Origin of the sequence: Enterobacter sp. A8 (genome assembly GCF_004296595.1) — a bacterium.
Taxonomy (GTDB): domain Bacteria; phylum Pseudomonadota; class Gammaproteobacteria; order Enterobacterales; family Enterobacteriaceae; genus Enterobacter; species Enterobacter cloacae.
In genome coordinates this window covers 246,501-266,753 of record NZ_SCMF01000006.1, presented here as the reverse complement: position 1 = coordinate 266,753, position 20,253 = coordinate 246,501, and the positions used below count along the sequence as shown (strand labels likewise).

The 20,253-nt window shown below is 56.0% G+C and carries 13 protein-coding genes and 1 rRNA gene; 11 read left to right on the top strand and 3 right to left on the bottom strand.

The features are described 5' to 3' along the window. The first annotated feature begins 2 nt into the window (after window positions 1-2). The 3 genes from rrf (at window position 3) to birA (ending at window position 2,232) form a co-directional block, all read left to right on the top strand. Window positions 3-118, top strand: a 5S ribosomal RNA gene (gene rrf / locus EQV24_RS20845). Window positions 119-244: 126 nt separating this feature from the next. After that, the gene (gene murB, locus EQV24_RS20840) at window positions 245-1,273 is read left to right on the top strand and encodes a UDP-N-acetylmuramate dehydrogenase (RefSeq protein ID WP_130627001.1); all 1,029 of its coding nucleotides are present in this window, start codon (window positions 245-247) and stop codon (window positions 1,271-1,273) included. Next, complete coding sequence (gene birA, locus EQV24_RS20835; protein WP_130627000.1) at window positions 1,270-2,232, top strand: bifunctional biotin--[acetyl-CoA-carboxylase] ligase/biotin operon repressor BirA; 963 nt, start codon at window positions 1,270-1,272, stop codon at window positions 2,230-2,232. The genes murB and birA overlap by 4 nt, the downstream gene beginning before the upstream one ends. Before the next feature lie 101 nt (window positions 2,233-2,333). Here birA and bcsG read toward each other — a convergent pair whose 3' ends face one another. The 3 genes from bcsG to bcsE are packed head-to-tail and all read right to left on the bottom strand — an operon-like array spanning window position 2,334 to window position 5,759. Beyond that, window positions 2,334-4,013 carry a cellulose biosynthesis protein BcsG gene (gene bcsG, locus EQV24_RS20830; protein WP_013099223.1) on the bottom strand — a complete coding sequence of 560 codons (1,680 nt, stop codon included), beginning with the start codon at window positions 4,011-4,013 and terminating at the stop codon, window positions 2,334-2,336. Next, on the bottom strand, window positions 4,006-4,203 hold the full coding sequence (bcsF, locus tag EQV24_RS20825; RefSeq protein ID WP_130626999.1) for a cellulose biosynthesis protein BcsF: 198 nt from the start codon (window positions 4,201-4,203) through the stop codon (window positions 4,006-4,008). The genes bcsG and bcsF overlap by 8 nt, the downstream gene beginning before the upstream one ends. After that, the gene (gene bcsE / locus EQV24_RS20820; protein ID WP_130626998.1) at window positions 4,197-5,759 is read right to left on the bottom strand and encodes a cellulose biosynthesis c-di-GMP-binding protein BcsE; all 1,563 of its coding nucleotides are present in this window, start codon (window positions 5,757-5,759) and stop codon (window positions 4,197-4,199) included. The genes bcsF and bcsE overlap by 7 nt, the downstream gene beginning before the upstream one ends. Window positions 5,760-5,932: 173 nt before the next feature. On the opposite strand from bcsE, the gene bcsR reads away from it, so the two are divergent. The 8 genes from bcsR (at window position 5,933) to EQV24_RS20780 (ending at window position 20,074) form a co-directional block, all read left to right on the top strand. Further along, a complete protein-coding gene (bcsR, locus tag EQV24_RS20815; RefSeq protein WP_013099220.1) occupies window positions 5,933-6,121 on the top strand; it encodes a cellulose biosynthesis protein BcsR in 189 nt (62 codons plus the stop codon). Between the two features lie 11 nt (window positions 6,122-6,132). Continuing rightward, window positions 6,133-6,885: a cellulose biosynthesis protein BcsQ gene (bcsQ, locus tag EQV24_RS20810; protein WP_013099219.1), complete on the top strand. Its 753-nt coding sequence runs from the start codon at window positions 6,133-6,135 to the stop codon at window positions 6,883-6,885. Continuing rightward, the gene (gene bcsA / locus EQV24_RS20805) at window positions 6,882-9,497 is read left to right on the top strand and encodes a UDP-forming cellulose synthase catalytic subunit (RefSeq protein WP_029883686.1); all 2,616 of its coding nucleotides are present in this window, start codon (window positions 6,882-6,884) and stop codon (window positions 9,495-9,497) included. The genes bcsQ and bcsA overlap by 4 nt, the downstream gene beginning before the upstream one ends. A gap of 10 nt (window positions 9,498-9,507) precedes the next feature. Next, on the top strand, window positions 9,508-11,931 hold the full coding sequence (gene bcsB, locus EQV24_RS20800; protein WP_130626997.1) for a cellulose biosynthesis cyclic di-GMP-binding regulatory protein BcsB: 2,424 nt from the start codon (window positions 9,508-9,510) through the stop codon (window positions 11,929-11,931). 6 nt (window positions 11,932-11,937) lie between these two features. Beyond that, a complete protein-coding gene (bcsZ, locus tag EQV24_RS20795; RefSeq protein WP_038420784.1) occupies window positions 11,938-13,041 on the top strand; it encodes a cellulose synthase complex periplasmic endoglucanase BcsZ in 1,104 nt (367 codons plus the stop codon). Next, a complete protein-coding gene (bcsC, locus tag EQV24_RS20790; protein WP_130626996.1) occupies window positions 13,023-16,502 on the top strand; it encodes a cellulose synthase complex outer membrane protein BcsC in 3,480 nt (1,159 codons plus the stop codon). The genes bcsZ and bcsC overlap by 19 nt, the downstream gene beginning before the upstream one ends. A 119-nt stretch (window positions 16,503-16,621) precedes the next feature. Beyond that, the gene (hmsP, locus tag EQV24_RS20785; protein WP_129327462.1) at window positions 16,622-18,628 is read left to right on the top strand and encodes a biofilm formation regulator HmsP; all 2,007 of its coding nucleotides are present in this window, start codon (window positions 16,622-16,624) and stop codon (window positions 18,626-18,628) included. A 159-nt stretch (window positions 18,629-18,787) separates the two neighbouring features. Then, window positions 18,788-20,074: a dicarboxylate/amino acid:cation symporter gene (locus EQV24_RS20780; RefSeq protein ID WP_013099213.1), complete on the top strand. Its 1,287-nt coding sequence runs from the start codon at window positions 18,788-18,790 to the stop codon at window positions 20,072-20,074. Window positions 20,075-20,253 lie beyond the last annotated feature (179 nt).

The window sequence follows — 20,253 nt, the reverse complement described above, 5'->3', positions numbered from 1 at the left end:
TGCCTGGCGGCTTTAGCGCGGTGGTCCCACCTGACCCCATGCCGAACTCAGAAGTGAAACGCCGTAGCGCCGATGGTAGTGTGGGGTCTCCCCATGTGAGAGTAGGGAACTGCCAGGCATCAAATAAGTGAAGAGGCCATCCGAAAGGATGGCCTTTTTGCGTTTCTGCGTTGCACAAACTAATCCCCCACAACGTACTGCTTATACGGTAAACTACCTGCGTTTTTGCATCAGGATAGCGCCTATGAACCACTCCCTTAAGCCCTGGAATACCTTTGGTATTCAACGGAATGCTAATCACATTGTACGCGCCGATACGGCCCAGCAACTGCTGGATGCATGGCAACGCGCAACAGAAAACAACGAACCCGTACTGATTCTGGGCGAAGGCAGCAATGTCCTGTTTCTCGATGATTTTGCCGGGACGGTCATTATTAACCGCATCATGGGAATTGAGGTCGAAGAGTGCGCCGATAGCTGGCGTTTGCGCGTAGGTGCCGGCGAAAACTGGCATCAACTGGTGCAATATACCCTCGAAAAAGGGATGCCGGGACTGGAAAACCTGGCTCTCATCCCGGGCTGCGCGGGATCATCGCCCATTCAAAATATCGGTGCGTATGGCATCGAACTCAAACACGTGTGCGACTATGTCGACTGCATTGAGCTGGCGACCGGTACGGCTCAGCGTTTAATGGCAGAGCAGTGCCGTTTTGGCTACCGTGACAGCATCTTCAAACATGAATATCAGGATCGCTACGTCATTGTCGCTGTGGGCCTGCGTCTGTCCAAAACCTGGCAGCCGGTGCTGACCTATGGTGATTTAACGCGCCTCGATCCGGCAACCGTCACCCCTCGCGATGTGTTTGACTCGGTTTGCCATATGCGCATGACCAAACTGCCCGATCCCAAAGTAAACGGAAATGCCGGCAGTTTCTTCAAAAACCCGGTCATAAGCAGCGAAAACGCGAAAGTATTGCTGGCTAAATGGCCTACTGCCCCGCATTACCCGCAGGCGGATGGCAGCGTGAAGCTGGCCGCAGGGTGGCTTATCGATCAGTGCCAGTTAAAAGGTACTGCCGTGGGCGGCGCAGCGGTTCACCGTCAGCAGGCACTGGTGCTGATCAATCAACACGATGCGACCAGCGACGACGTAGTGCAACTGGCGCACCATGTGCGTCAGCAAGTGGGTGAGAAATTTAACGTCTGGCTGGAGCCGGAAGTCCGCTTCATTGGTCGTACGGGTGAAGTGAATGCTGTGGAGGCTATCGCGTGAAGGACAATACCATCCCGTTAACCCTGATTGGCATCCTTGCCGACGGTGAGTTTCATTCTGGCGAGCAATTAGGCGAGCAGCTGGGCATGAGCCGTGCTGCCATTAATAAACATATTCAGACCCTCCGCGACTGGGGGGTTGATGTCTTCACCGTGCCCGGAAAAGGCTACAGTCTGCCGGCGCCCATTCAGCTCCTGAACGAAGAACTCATCCGCAGCCAGATAGGGCAGGGTAACGTGGCCGTATTGCCGGTCATCGATTCGACAAACCAGTACCTGCTGGAGCGGATAGGCGAGCTGGAATCAGGGGATGCCTGCGTTGCAGAGTACCAGCAGGCCGGGCGCGGCCGTCGCGGGCGTAAGTGGTTCTCACCGTTTGGCGCAAACCTCTATCTTTCCATGTACTGGCGCCTTGAGCAGGGGCCTGCCGCCGCAGTGGGTCTGAGTCTGGTGATTGGTATCGTTATGGCGGAAGTTCTGCATGAACTTGGTGCGGATAAAGTACGGGTAAAATGGCCAAACGACCTTTACCTGAACGATCGTAAGCTTGCCGGTATTCTGGTCGAACTGACGGGAAAAACAGGCGATGCGGCGCAAATTGTCATTGGTGCCGGTCTCAATATGGTGATGCGAAATGTGCAAAGCGATGTGGTGAATCAGGCGTGGACCAACCTGCAGGAAGCGGGGATCACCATCGATCGCAACACGCTTGCCGTGCGTATGATTAAAGAGCTGCGTACCTCCCTGTCTCTCTTTGAACAGGAAGGGCTGGCATCGTTCCTGTCTCGCTGGGAAAAACTCGATAACTTTATCAACCGACCGGTGAAACTGCTGATTGGTGATAAGGAGATCTACGGTATCTCTCGCGGCATTGATGCACAGGGTGCTCTGCTTCTGGAGCAGGATGGCGTCATCAAGCCCTGGGTGGGCGGTGAGATCTCCCTGCGCAGCGCTGAATAAATAAGTATGCGCCCTACAGGATATTCCGCGAGCCTGAAAATGCTCGTCTGGCTCGCGGAACAATAATTCCCTCTCCCCGAGGGGAAGAGGGTCTGGAGAACTTACTGCGGATAAGGTACCCAGTCTCCGCCGTTCAGGCGAACGTACGGTTTGTTCTGGTACTGAATGACAACCGCATTCGCATTCTCTGACACTTCCGCGGTTTGCGGCAGATTGCTGGTGAGCTGATCCCAGTTCACGCTATCTTCCACAAACAGCTTACCATCGACCGCGCGGGCCACGAGCTCAGAGATGGCCAGATAGCTGACTGGCTGAGTGATCTCAATCGGTGCGCCCTGATGCGGTGCCTTCATACCAAAGAATTTAATCCCGGCCGGCACGTTGGTAATGGACGGGCTGGGGATATCGCGCAGGCCGGACACCTGCATTCTGTCGCCTTTCAGCGCCCCACCGTGCTCCGGAACGACAACCACCATCACTTTACGGCCAGATTTTTCCAGCTCAGTGAAGAACGCATCCAGCTCATCAAAGAACTTCTGCGCACGCACTTTGTAATCCGCCGTTTTGCTCACGCCCGGGAAGTGGTTACCGTCGTGAAGGGGCAGGGTGTTATAGAACGTGGCGCTGCGCGGATTGCTGTCTTTTTCAATGGTCTGCAACCAGCGCTGTAGCACGGCGGTATCGTCATAGACTGGCGAGCCATCGAAGCCCAGCAGCGTGACCGGCAGCCCGGTTTGGTCCATCAGCGGTGCCTGCATACCCCCTTCTTCACGTACCTCTTTCAGGAAGTTACCGAACTGACCGTTATGCCCCAGCATCAAGTGCTGCGTAAAGCCCAGTTTCGCCAGGTTATCGAACAGATAACACTGGTTGCCAGCGGGCTGATACAAATTCTTGTGCGATGGCTGGCCGCAGCTTGCTCGCAGCAGGCGGATGGCCGCCGGGCCGCTGTACGAGGTGGCAGAGTTAAAGTCTTTAAACTGGATATCGAAATGCGACCACAGCGGGTGCGACATTAAACCAGCCGCATCAACGTCAGCCCAGGAGAGGGAGCAGATGTTAATTACCAGCAGTTCAAACGGCTGAGCATCCGCCGGGAGTGCATCCGGGAATTTAGTCTGACGCTTATCTTCCGCGGTGTAGAAGCTGGAAAGCCAGGCATTCAGGTTGGTTGAGGTCGGCGGTGCGGTCTGCGCTGGAATATCGCCCACCACCGGCGTGTCGCCAGCCGTGGCAACGGTTGCTGCCGCGCTTCCTCCGGTGGTGGTCACCGTGCTGGTCGGTTGACCGGCAGGCCACAGGGAAAAACTTGGCCCTGCCAGCGTCAGAACGTTCAGCCAGATCATAATGGCAACGACAAACACCGTGACGCGGATCCACTGTGACAGAAACAGCCAGGCAACCAGCAACACAAAGACCGCGCCAATCATCTGCCAGTTTATAAAGCGCTCGGTCAGGTCGAGGATATAGCTGGCGCTAAACCCGGCGACCTGCGACCCCTGGCTCATGATGCTGTCCGGCCCCGGCAGCCAGGTATCATGCCAGAACAGCGCAAAACCCAGCGGGATGGCAACCCAGTGACGCAAGCGATGCAGCCTGATATTGGGCAGCGGCATCAGCAGGAAGGCCATAAACACCAGGTTCAGCAGAGGATGGAAGTTCAGATAGCCAGCCCACAGCAGACCAAACTTCACCAGAAAGTAGAAGTTCCAGCCGGAAAGGCCGCGCCAGTATTGCCACAGAGGCGATGGTGACGAAGCGGTATAAGTTGAGTTAGTCATGTTTTCGGTCTGCCTTGACGTGTGTTGCCCGTGTCAGTGTTCCGGCTGGTTTGACATAGCGAGGTTTGCCAAACGCCATTCTGGCCGTATCGCGAATACGGCGCAGTGAATGGCGTGCATAATAACCAAGCAGGAAAAAGATCAGCGCACAGAATACAACCAGTTGAATGATATCGCTGATATTCATGATGGTGCGTTCTCCCCATTCTCAGTTAATAAGCGAAGGGGTTCCGGAACCCGACGCCAGATATGGCCGTCATGCCGTGCATTGAGGATCGGTTTGACATCGCTCGTGACAGGTAGCGGTTTCACCCAGTTTTCAGGCGCGAGGGCACGCATCTGCACCAGCTCAGCGCTGATCAGATTGTCTTCGAACCAAATCATACGGTTTGAGAAAATATCCCCGGTAGGCAGCGGGAAGATATGGTTCAGCGCGGTATCGAGATCGTTCACCCGACAAAAAGACAAAAACAGTACCAGGCGGTTGTCGCCAATCGTCATGATGTCCCCGGTACGGTTCGGGCGGCATAAGGTGAGCGCCTGCTCAACGCGGATCCCCGGTACAGGACGCAGGGCAACCATTACCCCTTTCCCGTCTGCAGGAAGCAGCGTGTTGTTCATCATGTTGCCAACGGCATCGCAGAAGGTATCCCATTTCTGATAACCACGCAGTTTCATCGGCTGCGTCATGGAAAGCAGCGTGGAAATATCTTCCGGTACGTGGCGGTTGAACTGCTGCCCCTGGACACTTTCGATAAGCGTCAGGCAGCGTGACAGAGGGGCATTCCACGGGATAACCATGTTTGCGCCACAGTCCAAAAGCAGACGCTCATCCGTGGCACGCAGGCTGGTATTGTTTTCGCGTACCACAATTTTTAACGCGCTGCCGCGTTGACGACGTAAGGTATGAATTTGTCGTGCCAGCGTTTCAATCTGATTGTTCTGCATCAGCGAGAAAACAAGGGTTGCCGCCTGCGTCGTGCGGGCTTCATGAAAAAGCGCTTCATTGGACTCAAACAGGGACCAGTTTTCAGACAGCGCGGGCGCCCCCTCCAGTACCGCAATATGGCTCAGGATCCGTTTTTCATCGCTGCGCGGTTGCACCACGGTTTCTTCTTGCTGGGCAAGGTGCCACTCGCCGTCAATATGTTTAAGCGTAAGTTGCTGTCTGGCGCTCACGCCTTTTTCATTACACCAGAATGCAATATCGTAGAGATAGCTGCCCGCCTGGTCGCGCAGACTCGCCAGGCCGAATAGCGAGCGATACTCCGCCATTAAAAGTGAGAACAGCTTGTCGTTATTACTGCCGGGATTGATTATCAATAGCGTGCAATTTTGAAATTTTGCCCATTTATTGATTTTTTCCAGCCACTGCAGCAGTTTCTCCGTCGGGATATTTTGCAGGGCATTATGTGAACATTTAAGAATCAATAAAAAGCGGTCTGGATTGATGGAACACTGAATGTCGCGGGACAAATAGTATAGACTATCTGCTTCCGACGGCATGGAAAACAAGCGTACCGTCTGTGGACCGCGGTCTCGCTCAAGCGTAATAATTTGCTTCGGGTCTTCGCCCATACTAATGACAGCGACCCGGGAGTCCTTACCCTGCGCGGCAATTGTCTGGTTTACCAGACTGATAGCATCTTCATTACGATCCGAATTAACCCACCAGACTCCTCCGACTGGCATGTGGCGCAATTCGTCCCATAATGACTGGATGCCAATAGAAAATATGGAGTCCACGGTGTCCCTCTTTTCGTCTAATTTATCTGTATATCAGTTTACTAGCGAAAGCGTAGAAATAAACCTAACATTGAAATTAAAGAGCATCAGATTTAGCATGTAAATGAAATTTCACAGGGCAGGAAGCCTCGCGACTTCAGAGAGTAAAACGATACTCAAAGGGATGGAAAAAAATGGATAATAACGAACCCGGAACCCCAGTCGATTCGACCCTGGGTTACACATTCCAAAACGATTTTCTGGCGCTGACGCAGGCCTTTTCTTTACCTGAAATAGATTACACCGATATTTCCCAGCGGGAACAGTTGGCTGCGGCTATTAAACGTTGGCCGTTATTAGCTGAATTTACCCAACAACAATAAGGGAGCCATTGATGGCCATACTCGGATTACAGGGCGTCCGTGGTGGAGTGGGTACAACATCCGTTACCGCGGCGCTGGCGTGGTCATTACAGCTTTTAGGTGAATCGGTGCTGGTGATTGACGCCTGCGCCGACAATTTGCTGCGTATGTCATTTAACGTCGACTTTACCCGTACAGAGGGTTGGGCCCGCGCGTTGCTTGATGATAAAGACTGGCGTGATGCGGGTCTGCGTTACACCTCTCAGCTCGATCTCCTGCCGTTTGGTCAACTGACCACGACAGAGCGTGAGAATGAAGCCGCCTACCAGCGTTTATTTTCGCAATTCACACTCGCGCTGCAGAGCCTCAAAGAAAAAGGCCATTATCAGTGGATCCTGCTGGATCTGCCGCACGGTGCCGGCACGCTGACCCGACAGCTGATTGCCCAGTGCGACCACGTGCTCTCCATTGTGAACGTCGATGCTAATTGCCATATCCGTTTACATCAGCAGGGGTTGCCCCAGAATAGCCATATCCTGATTAACGATTTACGCATTGGCAGCCAGATCCAGGACGATCTGTATCAGGTCTGGCTGCAAAGCCAGCGTCGTCTGCTGCCGATTGTGATCCATCGTGATGAGGGGATGGCGGAATGCCTCGCCTCCAAACAGCCACTTGGCGAGTATCGTAGCGATTCGCTGGCGGCAGAAGAGATCCTGACGCTGGCGAACTGGTGTCTGCTGCACTTCGCCCAAGAGGCGGATCCTGCCAGGGGTACGGTATGAGTCGACTCGCCAGCTGGTTACTCATCCCACCGGTCAGTTCGCGTTTAAGCGACCATTACCGGCATTATCGCCGGCATGGTGCCTCGGCATTTAGCGCCGCGTTCGGCTGTTTCTGGATGATTCTGGCCTGGATGTTCATCCCCCTCGAGCACCCCCGCTGGCAGCGCATTCGTGCGCGACACAGTGAATTGTATCCGCACATTAATCCTGACCGTCCACGGCCGTTAGATCCGGCGCGGTACATCATTCAGGCCATCTGGCTGGTGGTTACGTCGCCGCGGCAGGAGAAAAAGACGCCGCACTGGCGCAGCTTCAGCCGGGTCCAGCTTTTACGCGAACGCTATCATCAGTGGCTGGACAGGCTGCCTGACCGCGTGGGCGATAAGACCAGCCATCTGGATAACCATAAAGAACTCGGGCATCTGCACCCGGGTTTACGGCGTTTTATTCTGGGCGTGATAGTTGTCTTCTCGCTCATTCTGGCGCTGGTCTGTATCACGCAACCCTTTAACCCGCTGGCGCAGTTCACTTTCCTGATCCTGCTGTGGGGCGTGGCGCTGCTGGTGCGGCGTATACCGGGGCGCTTCTCCGCCCTGATGCTGATTGTGTTATCACTGACCGTCTCCTGCCGCTATATCTGGTGGCGTTATACCTCAACGCTGAACTGGGATGACCCGGTCAGTCTGGTATGCGGTCTGGTGCTGCTGTTTGCTGAAACGTACGCCTGGATTGTGCTGGTGTTGGGCTATTTCCAGGTGATCTGGCCGCTCAACCGCCAGCCGGTTCCGCTGCCAAAAGATACGTCGCAGTGGCCGACTGTCGATCTCTTTGTGCCGACCTATAACGAAGATCTGAGCGTGGTGAAAAATACCATTTACGCCGCGCTGGGTATCGACTGGCCCAAAGATAAGCTCAAAATCTGGATCCTGGATGACGGCGGTCGGGCCGCGTTCCGTGAGTTCGCGCAAGAGGTGGGCGTTGAGTATATCGCCCGTACCTCTCACGAACATGCCAAAGCCGGGAACATCAACAACGCGCTGAAGTATGCGACAGGGGAGTTTGTCTCCATCTTTGACTGCGACCACGTGCCGACGCGCTCGTTCCTGCAGATGACGATGGGCTGGTTCCTGAAAGAGAAAGCGCTGGCGATGATGCAGACGCCGCACCATTTCTTCTCGCCGGATCCGTTTGAACGTAACCTCGGCCGTTTCCGTAAGACCCCGAACGAAGGCACGCTGTTCTATGGCCTGGTGCAGGACGGCAACGACATGTGGGATGCGACCTTCTTCTGCGGTTCCTGTGCGGTTATCCGCCGTAAACCGCTGGATGAAATTGGCGGCATCGCGGTTGAAACGGTTACCGAAGATGCCCATACCTCGCTACGCCTGCACCGTCGCGGCTATACCTCTGCCTATATGCGTATCCCTCAGGCGGCCGGTCTGGCGACGGAATCCCTGTCGGCGCATATCGGCCAGCGTATTCGCTGGGCGCGCGGGATGGTACAGATTTTCCGTCTTGATAACCCGCTGTTGGGTAAAGGCCTCAAGCTGGCGCAACGTCTGTGCTATGTCAACGCCATGTTCCACTTCTTATCCGGTATTCCGCGGCTGATCTTCCTGACCGCGCCGCTGGCGTTCCTGCTTCTTCACGCCTATATCATCTACGCGCCCGCGCTGATGATTGCGCTGTTTGTTCTGCCGCACATGATCCACGCGAGCCTGACCAACTCGAAGATTCAGGGCAAGTATCGCCACTCATTCTGGAGTGAAATCTACGAAACGGTGCTGGCCTGGTACATCGCGCCGCCAACGATGGTCGCGCTGATTAACCCGCATAAAGGCAAGTTTAACGTCACCGCGAAGGGTGGCCTGGTGGAAGAGGAGTATGTCGACTGGGTGATCTCCCGTCCGTACATCTTCCTGGTGCTGCTGAACATTGTGGGGGTGATTGCCGGTATCTGGCGCTACTTCTACGGTCCGGAAAACGAAATCCTGACGGTGTTCGTCAGTATGGCTTGGGTATTTTACAACCTGATTATCCTTGGCGGCGCGGTGGCGGTGTCGGTGGAAAGCAAGCAGGTACGTCGCGCGCATCGTGTTGAAATCAGCATGCCTGCGGCGATAGCCCGTGAAGATGGTCATCTCTTCTCCTGTACCGTTCATGACTTCTCCGACGGTGGTCTGGGTATCAAAATCAACGGACAGGCGAAGGTGCTGGAAGGGCAGAAAGTTAACCTGTTGCTTAAGCGTGGCCAGCAGGAGTATGTCTTCCCGACACAGGTTGTGCGTGTGGCAGGCAATGAAGTGGGTCTGCAGCTGATGCCGCTGACCAGGAAGCAACATATTGATTTTGTGCAGTGTACGTTTGCCCGCGCGGATACGTGGGCTCTCTGGCAGGACAGCTTCCCGGAAGATAAACCTCTGGAAAGCCTGCTGGATATTCTGAAGCTGGGGTTCCGTGGCTATCGTCACCTTGCAGAATTTGCCCCGTCGTCGGTGAAAATAATTTTCCGGTCACTTACTTCGCTGGTTTCCTGGGTCGTGTCGTTCATTCCTCGTCGTCCTGAGCGGGATGAGGCGAAGCAGGCGGACCCGGTTATGGCTCAACAATGATGATAACGCGATGAAAACAAAACTTTCCTGGTTATGTGCAGTGGCAATGGGGATGAGTACGCTCCCTGCAACAATGGCTAACGCAGCGCCTGATAACGCCGCGGCCACGCCAGCTCCTACGGTGCCTGTGGTGTCGCAAGCGACCGAACCGGTAGTCACCGCGGCGCCCGGTCAAACAGAAAACGTCGTTCCCAACCAGCCGACAGCGGGAAATACCCTGCCGGCCGACGCACAGGTTGTGGGACAGGTGATGCCGGGTGTTCCGGGGGCTAATGCGCCTGTTGTCACGGAGAATGCCCCGTCGCGGGACGTGAAGCTCACCTTTGCGCAAATTGCGCCGCCTCCGGGCAGCATGGTGCTGCGCGGCGTCAATCCTAAAGGCGGCGTTGAGTTTGGTATGCGCAGCGATGAGGTTGTGTCGAAGGCGGTGCTGAACCTGGAATATACCCCTTCTCCTTCGCTGCTGCCGACCCAGTCTCAGCTGAAGGTCTATCTGAATGACGAGCTGATGGACGTGCTGCCGGTCACCAAAGAGCAGTTGGGTAAGAAAACCCTGGCTCAGGTGCCGATCAACCCGCTGTTTATCACCGACTTTAACCGTATCCGTCTGGAATTCGTGGGCCATTACCGTGACGTGTGCGAAAACCCGGCCAGCAACACGCTGTGGATGGATGTCGGGCGTAACTCATCGCTGCAGATGACCTACCAGTCGCTGGCGCTGAAAAACGATCTCTCCGCGTTCCCGGTGCCGTTCTTCGATCCGCGTGATAATCGCCCGTTAAACCTGCCGATGGTCTTTGCGTCCTCACCGGACGTCACGGAGCAACTGGCAGCGACCATCGTGGCCTCCTGGTTCGGCTCCCGTTCCGGCTGGCGTGGGCAGAACTTCCCGGTTATGTATGACAAGATCCCTGACAGAAATGCCATCATCTTTGCGACCAACGCGAAGCGTCCTGCTTTCCTGCGTGAGCACCCGGATGTCAAAGCGCCGACCATTGAGATGATAAGCCACCCGGATAACCCGTATGTGAAACTGCTGGTGGTTTTCGGGCGTGATGAGAAAGACCTGGTGCAGGCGGCAAAAGCGATTGCACAGGGGAATATCCTGTTCCGCGGCAGTAGCGTGGTTGTCGATGAGGTCAAGCCGCTGTTGGCACGTAAACCTTATGACGCGCCAAACTGGGTACGTACCGACCGCGCCGTCACCTTCGGCGAGCTGAAAACCTATGAAGAGCAGCTGCAGTCGACAGGGATTGAGCCGTCTCCTGTCAGCCTGTCGCTGAACCTGCCGCCGGACCTGTATCTGCTGCGCACCACCGGTATCGATATGAACCTCAACTATCGTTACACCGCGCCGTCAACCAAAGACAGTTCGCGCATGGATATCAGCCTGAATAACCAGTTCCTTCAGTCGTTTAATCTGATGAATAATCAGGAAACGAACCGTCTGCTGCTGCGTTTGCCGGTACTGCAGGGGCTGCTGGATGGTAAAACCGATGTCTCCATCCCGGCGCTGAAGCTCGGGGCGGTAAACCAGCTGCGCTTTGATTTCCAGTACATGAATCCAATGCCGGGCGGTTCGGTGGACAACTGCATCACCTTCCAGCCGGTGCAGAACCACGTCGTGATTGGCGATGAATCGACCATCGACTTCTCGAAGTACTATCACTTCCTCGCCATGCCGGATCTGCGGGCGTTTGCTAACGCGGGCTTCCCGTTCAGCCGTATGGCGGACCTGTCTGAATCCATTGTTGTGATGCCAAAAGCGCCAAATGAAGGGCAGGTGACGACGCTGCTGGACACCATGGCGACCGTAGGCGCGCAAACGGGCCTGCCGGCGATTAACGTTACCCTGACGGATGATGGCGCTCAAATTCAGAACAAAGATGCGGACATCATGGTGATCGGTTCCATCCCGGATAAGCTGAAGGATGAGAAGCGTATCGATCTGCTGGTTCAGGCAGCCCAGTCCTGGGTTAACACGCCGCTGCGTCAGACCGAGTTCCCGAGCATCATGCCGGATATCAACGATCGTAAAGCCAGCGCGCAGACGGCTGTCACGTCTCAGGGGGCGATGGCGGCCGTGGTCGGCTTCCAGTCACCGTACAACGATCAGCGTAGCGTGATTGCCCTGCTCGCAGACAGCCCGCGTGGCTACGAACTGCTCAACAGTGCGATGAACGACAGCGGTAAACGTGCCGCGATGTTCGGCTCTGTGTCGGTGATACGTGAGTCGGGCGTGAACAGCCTGCGCGTAGGCGATGTGTACTATGTGGGGCATCTGCCATGGTTCGAACGTCTGTGGTATGCGCTCTCTAACCATCCGATTCTGCTCGCTATCCTGGCCGCCGTCAGCGTGGTGCTGCTGGCCTGGGTGCTGTGGCGTCTGCTGCGTATCATCAGCCGTCGTCGCCTGAATCCGGATCATGAGTAAGATGTGATGAAAGCCTTTCGCTGGTGTGTCATTGCGTTGATGCTGGCGGCGGCGCCTCTGCGCGCCGCCTGTACCTGGCCTGCCTGGGAGAAATTTAAACAGGATTACATCAGCGAAGGCGGGCGGGTCATTGATCCCAGCGACACGCGTAAAATCACTACCTCGGAAGGGCAAAGCTACGCGCTGTTCTTTGCCCTCGCTGCGAATGACCGTAAAGCGTTCGACAAGGTGCTGGCATGGACGCGGGATAACCTTGCCGGGGGGCATCTCGACGACACGCTCCCCGCCTGGTTATGGGGGCAAAAAGACAAAGACACCTGGGCGGTTATCGATACCAATTCCGCCTCGGATGCCGATATCTGGATCGCCTGGTCCCTGCTTGAAGCGGGGCGGTTATGGAAAGACGCTGACTATACCCGTACGGGCAAGACGCTACTCGAGCGCATCGCCCGCGAAGAAGTGGTGAAAGTACCTGGCCTCGGTCTGATGCTGCTGCCCGGTAAAGTTGGCTTTGTCGATGAGAACGCCTGGCGTTTTAATCCCAGCTATCTTCCTCCACAGCTCGCAAGCTACTTCACGCGTTTTGGCGCCCCGTGGACCACCCTGCGTGAGACCAATCTGCGCTTGCTGCTGGAGAGTGCGCCGAAAGGTTTTTCGCCGGACTGGGTGCAATACCAGAAAAACAAAGGCTGGCGGTTACAGCAGGAGCCGCCGCTGGTGGGGGGATATGACGCCATCCGCGTCTATCTCTGGGTGGGGATGATGAACGATAACGATCCTCAAAAAGCCCGGCTGCTGGCGCGCTTCAGGCCGATGGCCGCCACCACAACAAAACAGGGTGTACCACCGGAAAAAGTGAATGTGGTGAGTGGAGCACGCACGGGCAATGGCCCGGTCGGCTTCTCTGCCGCCATGCTGCCTTTTTTACAACAGCGTGATGCGCAGGCCGTCCAGCGCCAGCGCGTGGCTGACCACTTTCCTGATAATAATGCTTACTACAGTTATGTACTGACTCTCTTTGGACAAGGATGGGATCAGCATCGTTTTCGTTTCACCACAAAAGGTGAATTAATACCGGATTGGGGCCAGGAATGCGCAAGTTCACAGTAAATCTACTCAGTTTATCGCTTGGCCTGGCGCTGATGCCGCTGGCTCAGGCCGTCAACTCTCCGCAGCAGCAACAGCTGCTGGAACAGGTGCGCCTGGGGGAATCGACGCAGCGTGAAGATTTGGTGCGTCAGTCGCTCTATCGTCTTGAGCTGATCGACCCGAACAACCCTGACGTTATTGCGGCACGTTTTCGCTATCTGCTTCGTCAGGGCGACAACGCCGGCGCGCAAAAAGAGCTGGATAGACTGAAAGGGATCGCCCCCGGTTCCAGCGCGTACCAGTCCTCGCGCAACACGATGCTGCTTTCCACGCCGGATGGCCGCCAGCAGTTACAACAGGCTCGCTTACTCGCCACGACAGGCCATACCCAGGAAGCGATTGCCGCCTATGACAAGCTGTTCGACGGCAACCCGCCGGGCGGCGACGTGGCAACAGAATACTGGAATGTGGTGGCGAAAGATCCCGCCCGCCGCAATGCGGCCATTAATCAACTGAAAAAGATTAACAGCAGCAGCCCCGGCAATACGCAGCTGCAGTCGACGCTGGCCCAGCTGCTGTTCCAGACCGGGCGCCGTGATGAAGGCTTTGCGGTGCTGCAGGAGATGGCCAAATCTAGCAATGGCCGAAGCCAGGCGTCGGATATGTGGTATGCGCAGATCAAAGACCAGCCTGTCAGCAATGCCAGCGTCTCCGCGCTGCAAAAGTACCTGAGCGTATTCAGTGACGGTGAGAACGTAACCGCAGCGCGTTCACAGCTTGAAGCGCAGCAAAAACAGCTCGCCGATCCAACTTTCCGTGCGAAAGCACAAGGCCTGGCAGTGGATGCCGGACAGGGTGATAAGGCGGTGGCGGAACTGCAAAAGGCGGTCAGCGCAAACCATGCCGACAGCGAAGCCATTGGCGCGCTGGGCCAGGCATACTCCCAGAAAGGCGATCGTGCTCGCGCGGTGGCACAGTTTGAAAAGGCGATCGCCCTCGATCCGCAGAGCGATAACCGCGGCAAATGGGACAGCTTGCTGAAGGTGAACCGTTACTGGCTGCTGATCCAGCAGGGGGATGCGGCGCTGAAAGCGAATAACCCGGCACAGGCGGAGCGCTATTATCAACAGGCGCGCACTATCGACAATAGCGACAGTTATGCGGTGCTGGGGCTGGGTGATGCCGCAGCGGCACGTAAAGATAACGACGCCGCCGAGCGCTATTATCGCCAGGCATTACGCATGGACAGCGGCAACAGTAACGCGGTCCGCGGACTGGCCAATATTTATCGTGCACAGTCGCCGGAGAAAGCCTCGCAGTTTATCCAGTCGCTCTCCGCCAGCCAGCGTCGCAGTATTGATGATATTGAACGTAGCCTGACCAACGAACAGCTCTCCGCCCAGGCCGAGCAGCTGGAGAACGAGGGCAAATACGCCCAGGCCGCCGAGGTTCAGCGTCGTCGTCTGGCGCTCTCTCCAGGCGACGTATGGATCACCTATCGCCTGTCGCGCGATCTCTACAGCGCGGGCCAGCGCAGTCAGGCAGATACCCTGATGCGTCAGCTTGCCAGCCAGAAACCGACCGACCCGGATCAGGTGTATGCCAACGGGCTCTATCTTTCCGGTAACGACCAGGATCGTGCCGCGCTGGCCCATCTGGAGACGCTGCCGCGCAGCCAGTGGAACGGCAATATTCAGGAGCTTGCCGACCGCCTGCAAAGTAATCAGGTGCTCGAAACCGCCAATCGCCTGCGCGACAGCGGCAAAGAGCAGGAGGCGGAAAATCTTCTTCGTCAGCAACCTGCTTCTACCCGTATCGATTTAACCCTGGCGGACTGGGCGCAGCAGCGGGGCGATCTCAGTGCAGCAAAAACGGCATACAGCGGCGTGTTGCAGCGCGAGCCACAAAACGAAGATGCGATCCTCGGCCTGACCGAAATCTACAGTGCGCAGGGCGACAAAGACGCTGCGCGTGCCGAACTGGTGAAACTGCCTGCGACGCAAAATGGCCAGCCGTTGTCGCTCAACATGCAGCGCCGCATCGCGATGGCGCAGGCGGGGCTGGGTGATTCTGCTGCCGCAGAAAAGACGTTCAACAGCATCATTCCGCAGGCAAAATCACAGCCTGCGTCAATGGAAAACGCGCTGGTGCTGCGTGATGCGGCACGTTTTCAGACGCAAAATGGCCAGCCTCAGCAGGCGCTGGAGACCTATAAAGATGCCATGGTCTCCTCTGGCATCACCACCACCCGTCCGGCAGACAATGACACCTTTACGCGCCTGACGCGTAACGACGAAAAAGATGACTGGCTGAAGCGCGGCGTGCGTAGCGATGCCGGTGACTTGTATCGCCAGCAGGATGTTAACGTTACGCTGCAGCACGACTACTGGGGCTCCAGCGGTACCGGCGGCTACTCCGACCTGAAAGCCCACACCACCATGCTGCAGGTGGATGCGCCGCTCTCTGATGGACGGATGTTCTTCCGCAGCGATCTGGTCAATATGGATGCCGGTTCGTTTGCCACTAACAACGGCACCTACGATCCCAAATGGGGGACCTGTGCCGAAACGCCATGTCGTGGCAACACCAGTCAGACGTCAAACGGCGCAAGCGTGGCCGTGGGCTGGCAGAATAAAACCTGGGCATGGGATATCGGCACCACGCCAATGGGCTTTGACGTGGTGGATGTGGTCGGCGGGGTGAGCTATAGCAACGATCTCGGTCCTATCGGCTACACCATTAACGCCCACCGTCGCCCGATCTCCAGCTCTCTGCTGGCCTTTGCCGGGCAAAAAGACACCAATACCGGCACCACCTGGGGCGGCGTGCGCGCCACCGGCGGTGGCGTGAGCATCAGCTACGATAAAGGCGAGGCGAACGGCATCTGGTCAAGCCTGAATGCGGAATCGCTGACCGGGAAAAATGTAGAGGATAACTGGCGCGTCCGCTGGATGACCGGTTACTACTACAAGCTGATTAATAAAAACAACGAGCGCCTGACTGTCGGTGTCTCTAACATGCTCTGGCACTACGATAAAGATCTGAGCGGCTATACCCTGGGTCAGGGCGGCTATTATAGCCCGCAGGAATATGTCTCCTTTGCGCTGCCGGTCACCTGGCGTAAACGCACGGAGAACTGGTCCTGGGAGCTGGGCGGGTCTGTCTCATGGTCTCACTCTAAAACCAACGATGTGCTGCGCTATCCCCTTCAGGGACTCATTCCCGTCGATGAGCCAGGCCGCTACACCGACAGGGGGGCGATGGAAACCGGCAGCAGTTCCTCAGGCACCGGTTATACCGCGCGGGCCATTGTCGAGCGCCGGGTCACGTCCAACTGGTTTGTGGGTCTTGGCGTGGATATTCAGGAAGCGAAAGACTATACCCCAAGCCATGCGCTGCTCTATGTACGCTACTCCGCCGCAGGCTGGCAGGGTGATATGGACTTACCGCCACAGCCGCTCATTCCCTACGCGGACTGGTAATCGGATTTTACTTAATCCATTTGTAAGTCTCTCTTAAAAGTGCGTCGATCGGGTATACTCAGGCGCGCCAGGTTTACACCCTGGTGCGCCCTGCGCTTCGAGTTCTGTGGAGAGTCATTTTGCGTGTCAGTCGTTCCTTAACGATCAAACAGATGGCGATGGTTTCTGCTGTCACCTTGCTGTTTGTACTGCTATTTTGCGTCATTTTGCTGTTTCATTCCGTACAGCAGAATCGCTATAACACGGCTTCGCAATTAGAAAGTATTGCCCGCTCGGTGCGTGGCCCGCTTTCGGCTTCTATTCTGAAAGGCGATATTCCCGAAGCGGAAACCATTTTAAAACGTATTCAGCCTGCGGGCGTCGTCAGCCGCGCAGACGTGGTGCTGCCGAACCAGTTCCAGGCGCTGCGGATGAGTTTTATCCCCGAACGTCCCGTCCCGATGATGGTGATGCGCCTGTTTGAACTGCCGGTACAAATTTCGCTTCCCATCTACTCGCTTGAACGCCCTGCGAATCCGCAGCCGCTGGCCTATCTTGTTCTGCAGGCGGACTCGTACCGCATGTATAAATTCGTCATGAGTTGGTTTATCACGTTAGTGACCACTTGCTTACTTATGACGCTGATACTGAGCGTGGCGCTGACCTGGTGCATTAACCGGCTGATTGTCCACCCGCTGCGGCGTATCGCCCGGGAGCTGAACGCGCTTTCTCCCCAGGAGCAGATGGGTCATCAGCTTGAGCTCCCCCGCCTGCATCATGACGATGAGATCGGCATGCTGGTGCGCAGCTATAACCTGAACCAGCAGCGCATTCAGCGTCAGCAGGATGAACTGAACAGTAGCGCCACCCGTTTCCCGGTGTCGGAGCTGCCTAATAAAGCGTTCCTGATGGCGATGCTGGAGCAGACCGTGGCGCGCCAGCAGACCACGGCGCTGATGGTCATCGCCTGTGAAACCCTGCAGGATACCGCTGGGGTGCTCAAGGAGAGCCAGCGTGAAATGCTGTTGCTGACGCTGGTCGAAAAGGTTAAATCGGTACTTGCTCCACGTATGGTGCTGACTCAGGTCAGCGGTTATGACCTGGTGGTGATTGCGAACGGCGTGCAAGAGCCGTGGCATGCGATCACATTAGGTCAGCAAGTACTCACTGTCATTAATGAGCGGCTACCCATTCAGGGTATCCAGCTTCGCCCCAGCGCCAGTATCGGGATTGCCATGTTCTATGGCGATCTGACCGCAGAGCAGCTCTATCGTCGCGCCTTCTCGGCGGCATTCACCGCCCGTCGCAAAGGGAAAAACCAGATCCAGTTCTTCGACCCGGATCAGATGGAAAAGGCGCAGCAGCGTCTGACGGAAGAGAGCGACATCCTCACCGCGCTGGATAACCACCAGTTTGCCCTCTGGCTCCAGCCGCAGGTCAATTTGCTGACGGGTGAAGTGGAAAGCGCGGAAGCACTGTTGCGCGTGCAGCAGCCGGATGGCAGCTGGGAGCTGCCGGAAGGGTTAATCGAACGTATTGAGTCCTGTGGTCTGATGGTCACGGTGGGCTACTGGGTGCTTGAGGAGTCATGCCGCCAGCTTGCCGCCTGGCAGGAGCGTGGTGTCAACCTGCCGCTGTCGGTCAATCTCTCTGCCCTGCAGTTGATGCATCCCACTATGGTCTCGGAGATGCTGGAGCTCATCAATCGCTACCGGATCCAGCCGGATACGCTGATTCTGGAAGTGACGGAAAGCCGTCGTATTGACGACCCGAATGAGGCGGTCGCGATCCTCAAACCGCTGCGCAACGCCGGTATCCGCATCGCGCTGGATGATTTTGGCATGGGCTATGCCGGACTGCGTCAGCTTCAGCACATGAAAACGCTGCCGGTGGATGTCCTGAAAATCGACAAAGCGTTTGTCGATGGGCTGCCGGAAGACAGCAGCATGGTGCAGGCCATTATTCAGATGGCGCGTAGTCTCAACCTGAATCTGATTGCTGAGGGTATCGAGACGGAAGCACAGCGCCGCTGGCTGGCTGAGGCGGGTGTCGGTAAAGGCCAGGGCTTCCTCTTTGCCCGTGCCGTCCCGTCGGATGTCTTTGAACAACGGTACCTTTCCGGCGCTGGCAATAACGCAAAAGTGTAATTTTGTTGCTGGCTTGTGCGAGCCAGCTCAAAGTTCTTAACATTTGTGTTTCAAATTTGAACTGAGTTTATTTCTGTCCTGTTATGCGGGTGTTATTTTAGAGCCGCAGGTTAACCATAACCTTACAAAGCCTGTGGTTTTTCTTCCCAAGGACATTCTATGAAAACCTCACTCTTCAAAAGTCTTTACTTCCAGGTCCTGACAGCCATCGCAATCGGTATTTTACTGGGTCACTACTACCCGGAACTGGGTGCGCAAATGAAACCGCTTGGCGACGCGTTCGTTAAGCTCATTAAAATGGTCATCGCCCCGGTGATCTTCTGTACGGTGGTGACCGGTATCGCTGGCATGGAAAGCATGAAGGCGGTAGGGCGTACCGGTGCAGTGGCGCTGCTTTATTTCGAAGTGGTCAGCACCCTGGCACTGATTATCGGTCTGATCATTGTTAACGTGGTGCAGCCTGGCGCTGGCATGAACGTCGACCCGTCGACGCTGGATGCCAAAGCGGTGGCGGTTTACGCTGAGCAGGCGAAAGATCAGGGCGTGGTCGCCTTCCTGCTGGACGTCATTCCCGGCAGTGTGATCGGGGCGTTTGCCAGCGGAAACATTCTGCAGGTGCTGCTGTTCGCCGTCATGTTTGGTTTTGCCCTGCATCGTCTGGGCAGCAAAGGCCAGCTGATCTTTAACGTCATTGAAAGCTTCTCGCAGGTCATCTTTGGCATCATCAATATGATCATGCGCCTGGCGCCGATTGGTGCCTTCGGGGCAATGGCGTTCACCATCGGTAAATACGGCGTCGGCACGCTGGTACAGCTCGGCCAGCTGATTATCTGCTTCTATATCACCTGTATTCTGTTTGTGGTGGTGGTGCTGGGTTCGATTGCCCGCGCGGCTGGTTTCAGCATCTTCAAATTTATCCGCTATATCCGCGAAGAGCTGCTGATTGTGCTGGGAACCTCCTCCTCTGAGTCGGCGCTGCCGCGCATGCTCGATAAGATGGAGAAGCTGGGTTGTCGTAAATCGGTGGTGGGGCTGGTGATCCCGACAGGGTACTCCTTTAACCTCGACGGTACCTCGATATACCTGACCATGGCGGCAGTGTTTATTGCACAGGCAACCAACAGCCATATGGATATCTTCCATCAGATCACCCTGCTGGTGGTGCTGCTGCTCTCGTCGAAAGGGGCTGCGGGCGTAACGGGCAGTGGCTTTATTGTGCTGGCGGCGACCATTTCCGCTGTGGGACATCTGCCGGTGGCCGGTCTGGCGTTGATTCTCGGTATTGACCGCTTTATGTCTGAAGCGCGTGCGTTAACCAACCTGGTGGGTAACGGCGTGGCTACGGTTGTGGTGGCAAAATGGGTTAAAGAGCTGGATCACAAAAAGCTCGACGATACGCTGAATAATCGCTCTTCTGATAGCAAAAACCCGGGTTTATCCTCCTGATTTTCCGCTAAATTCCCGCATTCCCTTGTCGGAATGCGGGCTCCTGCGCATAATGACTGTTCGTACCTGTCATAATTCGACAAGATTTTTTTTGGGTATATTGCACTTCTCACCGTGACGTTTTGCCGAACGCGCGGTCTAATCGACGTGTTTTCATCGTCATCTTTTAGAGTGAAGCG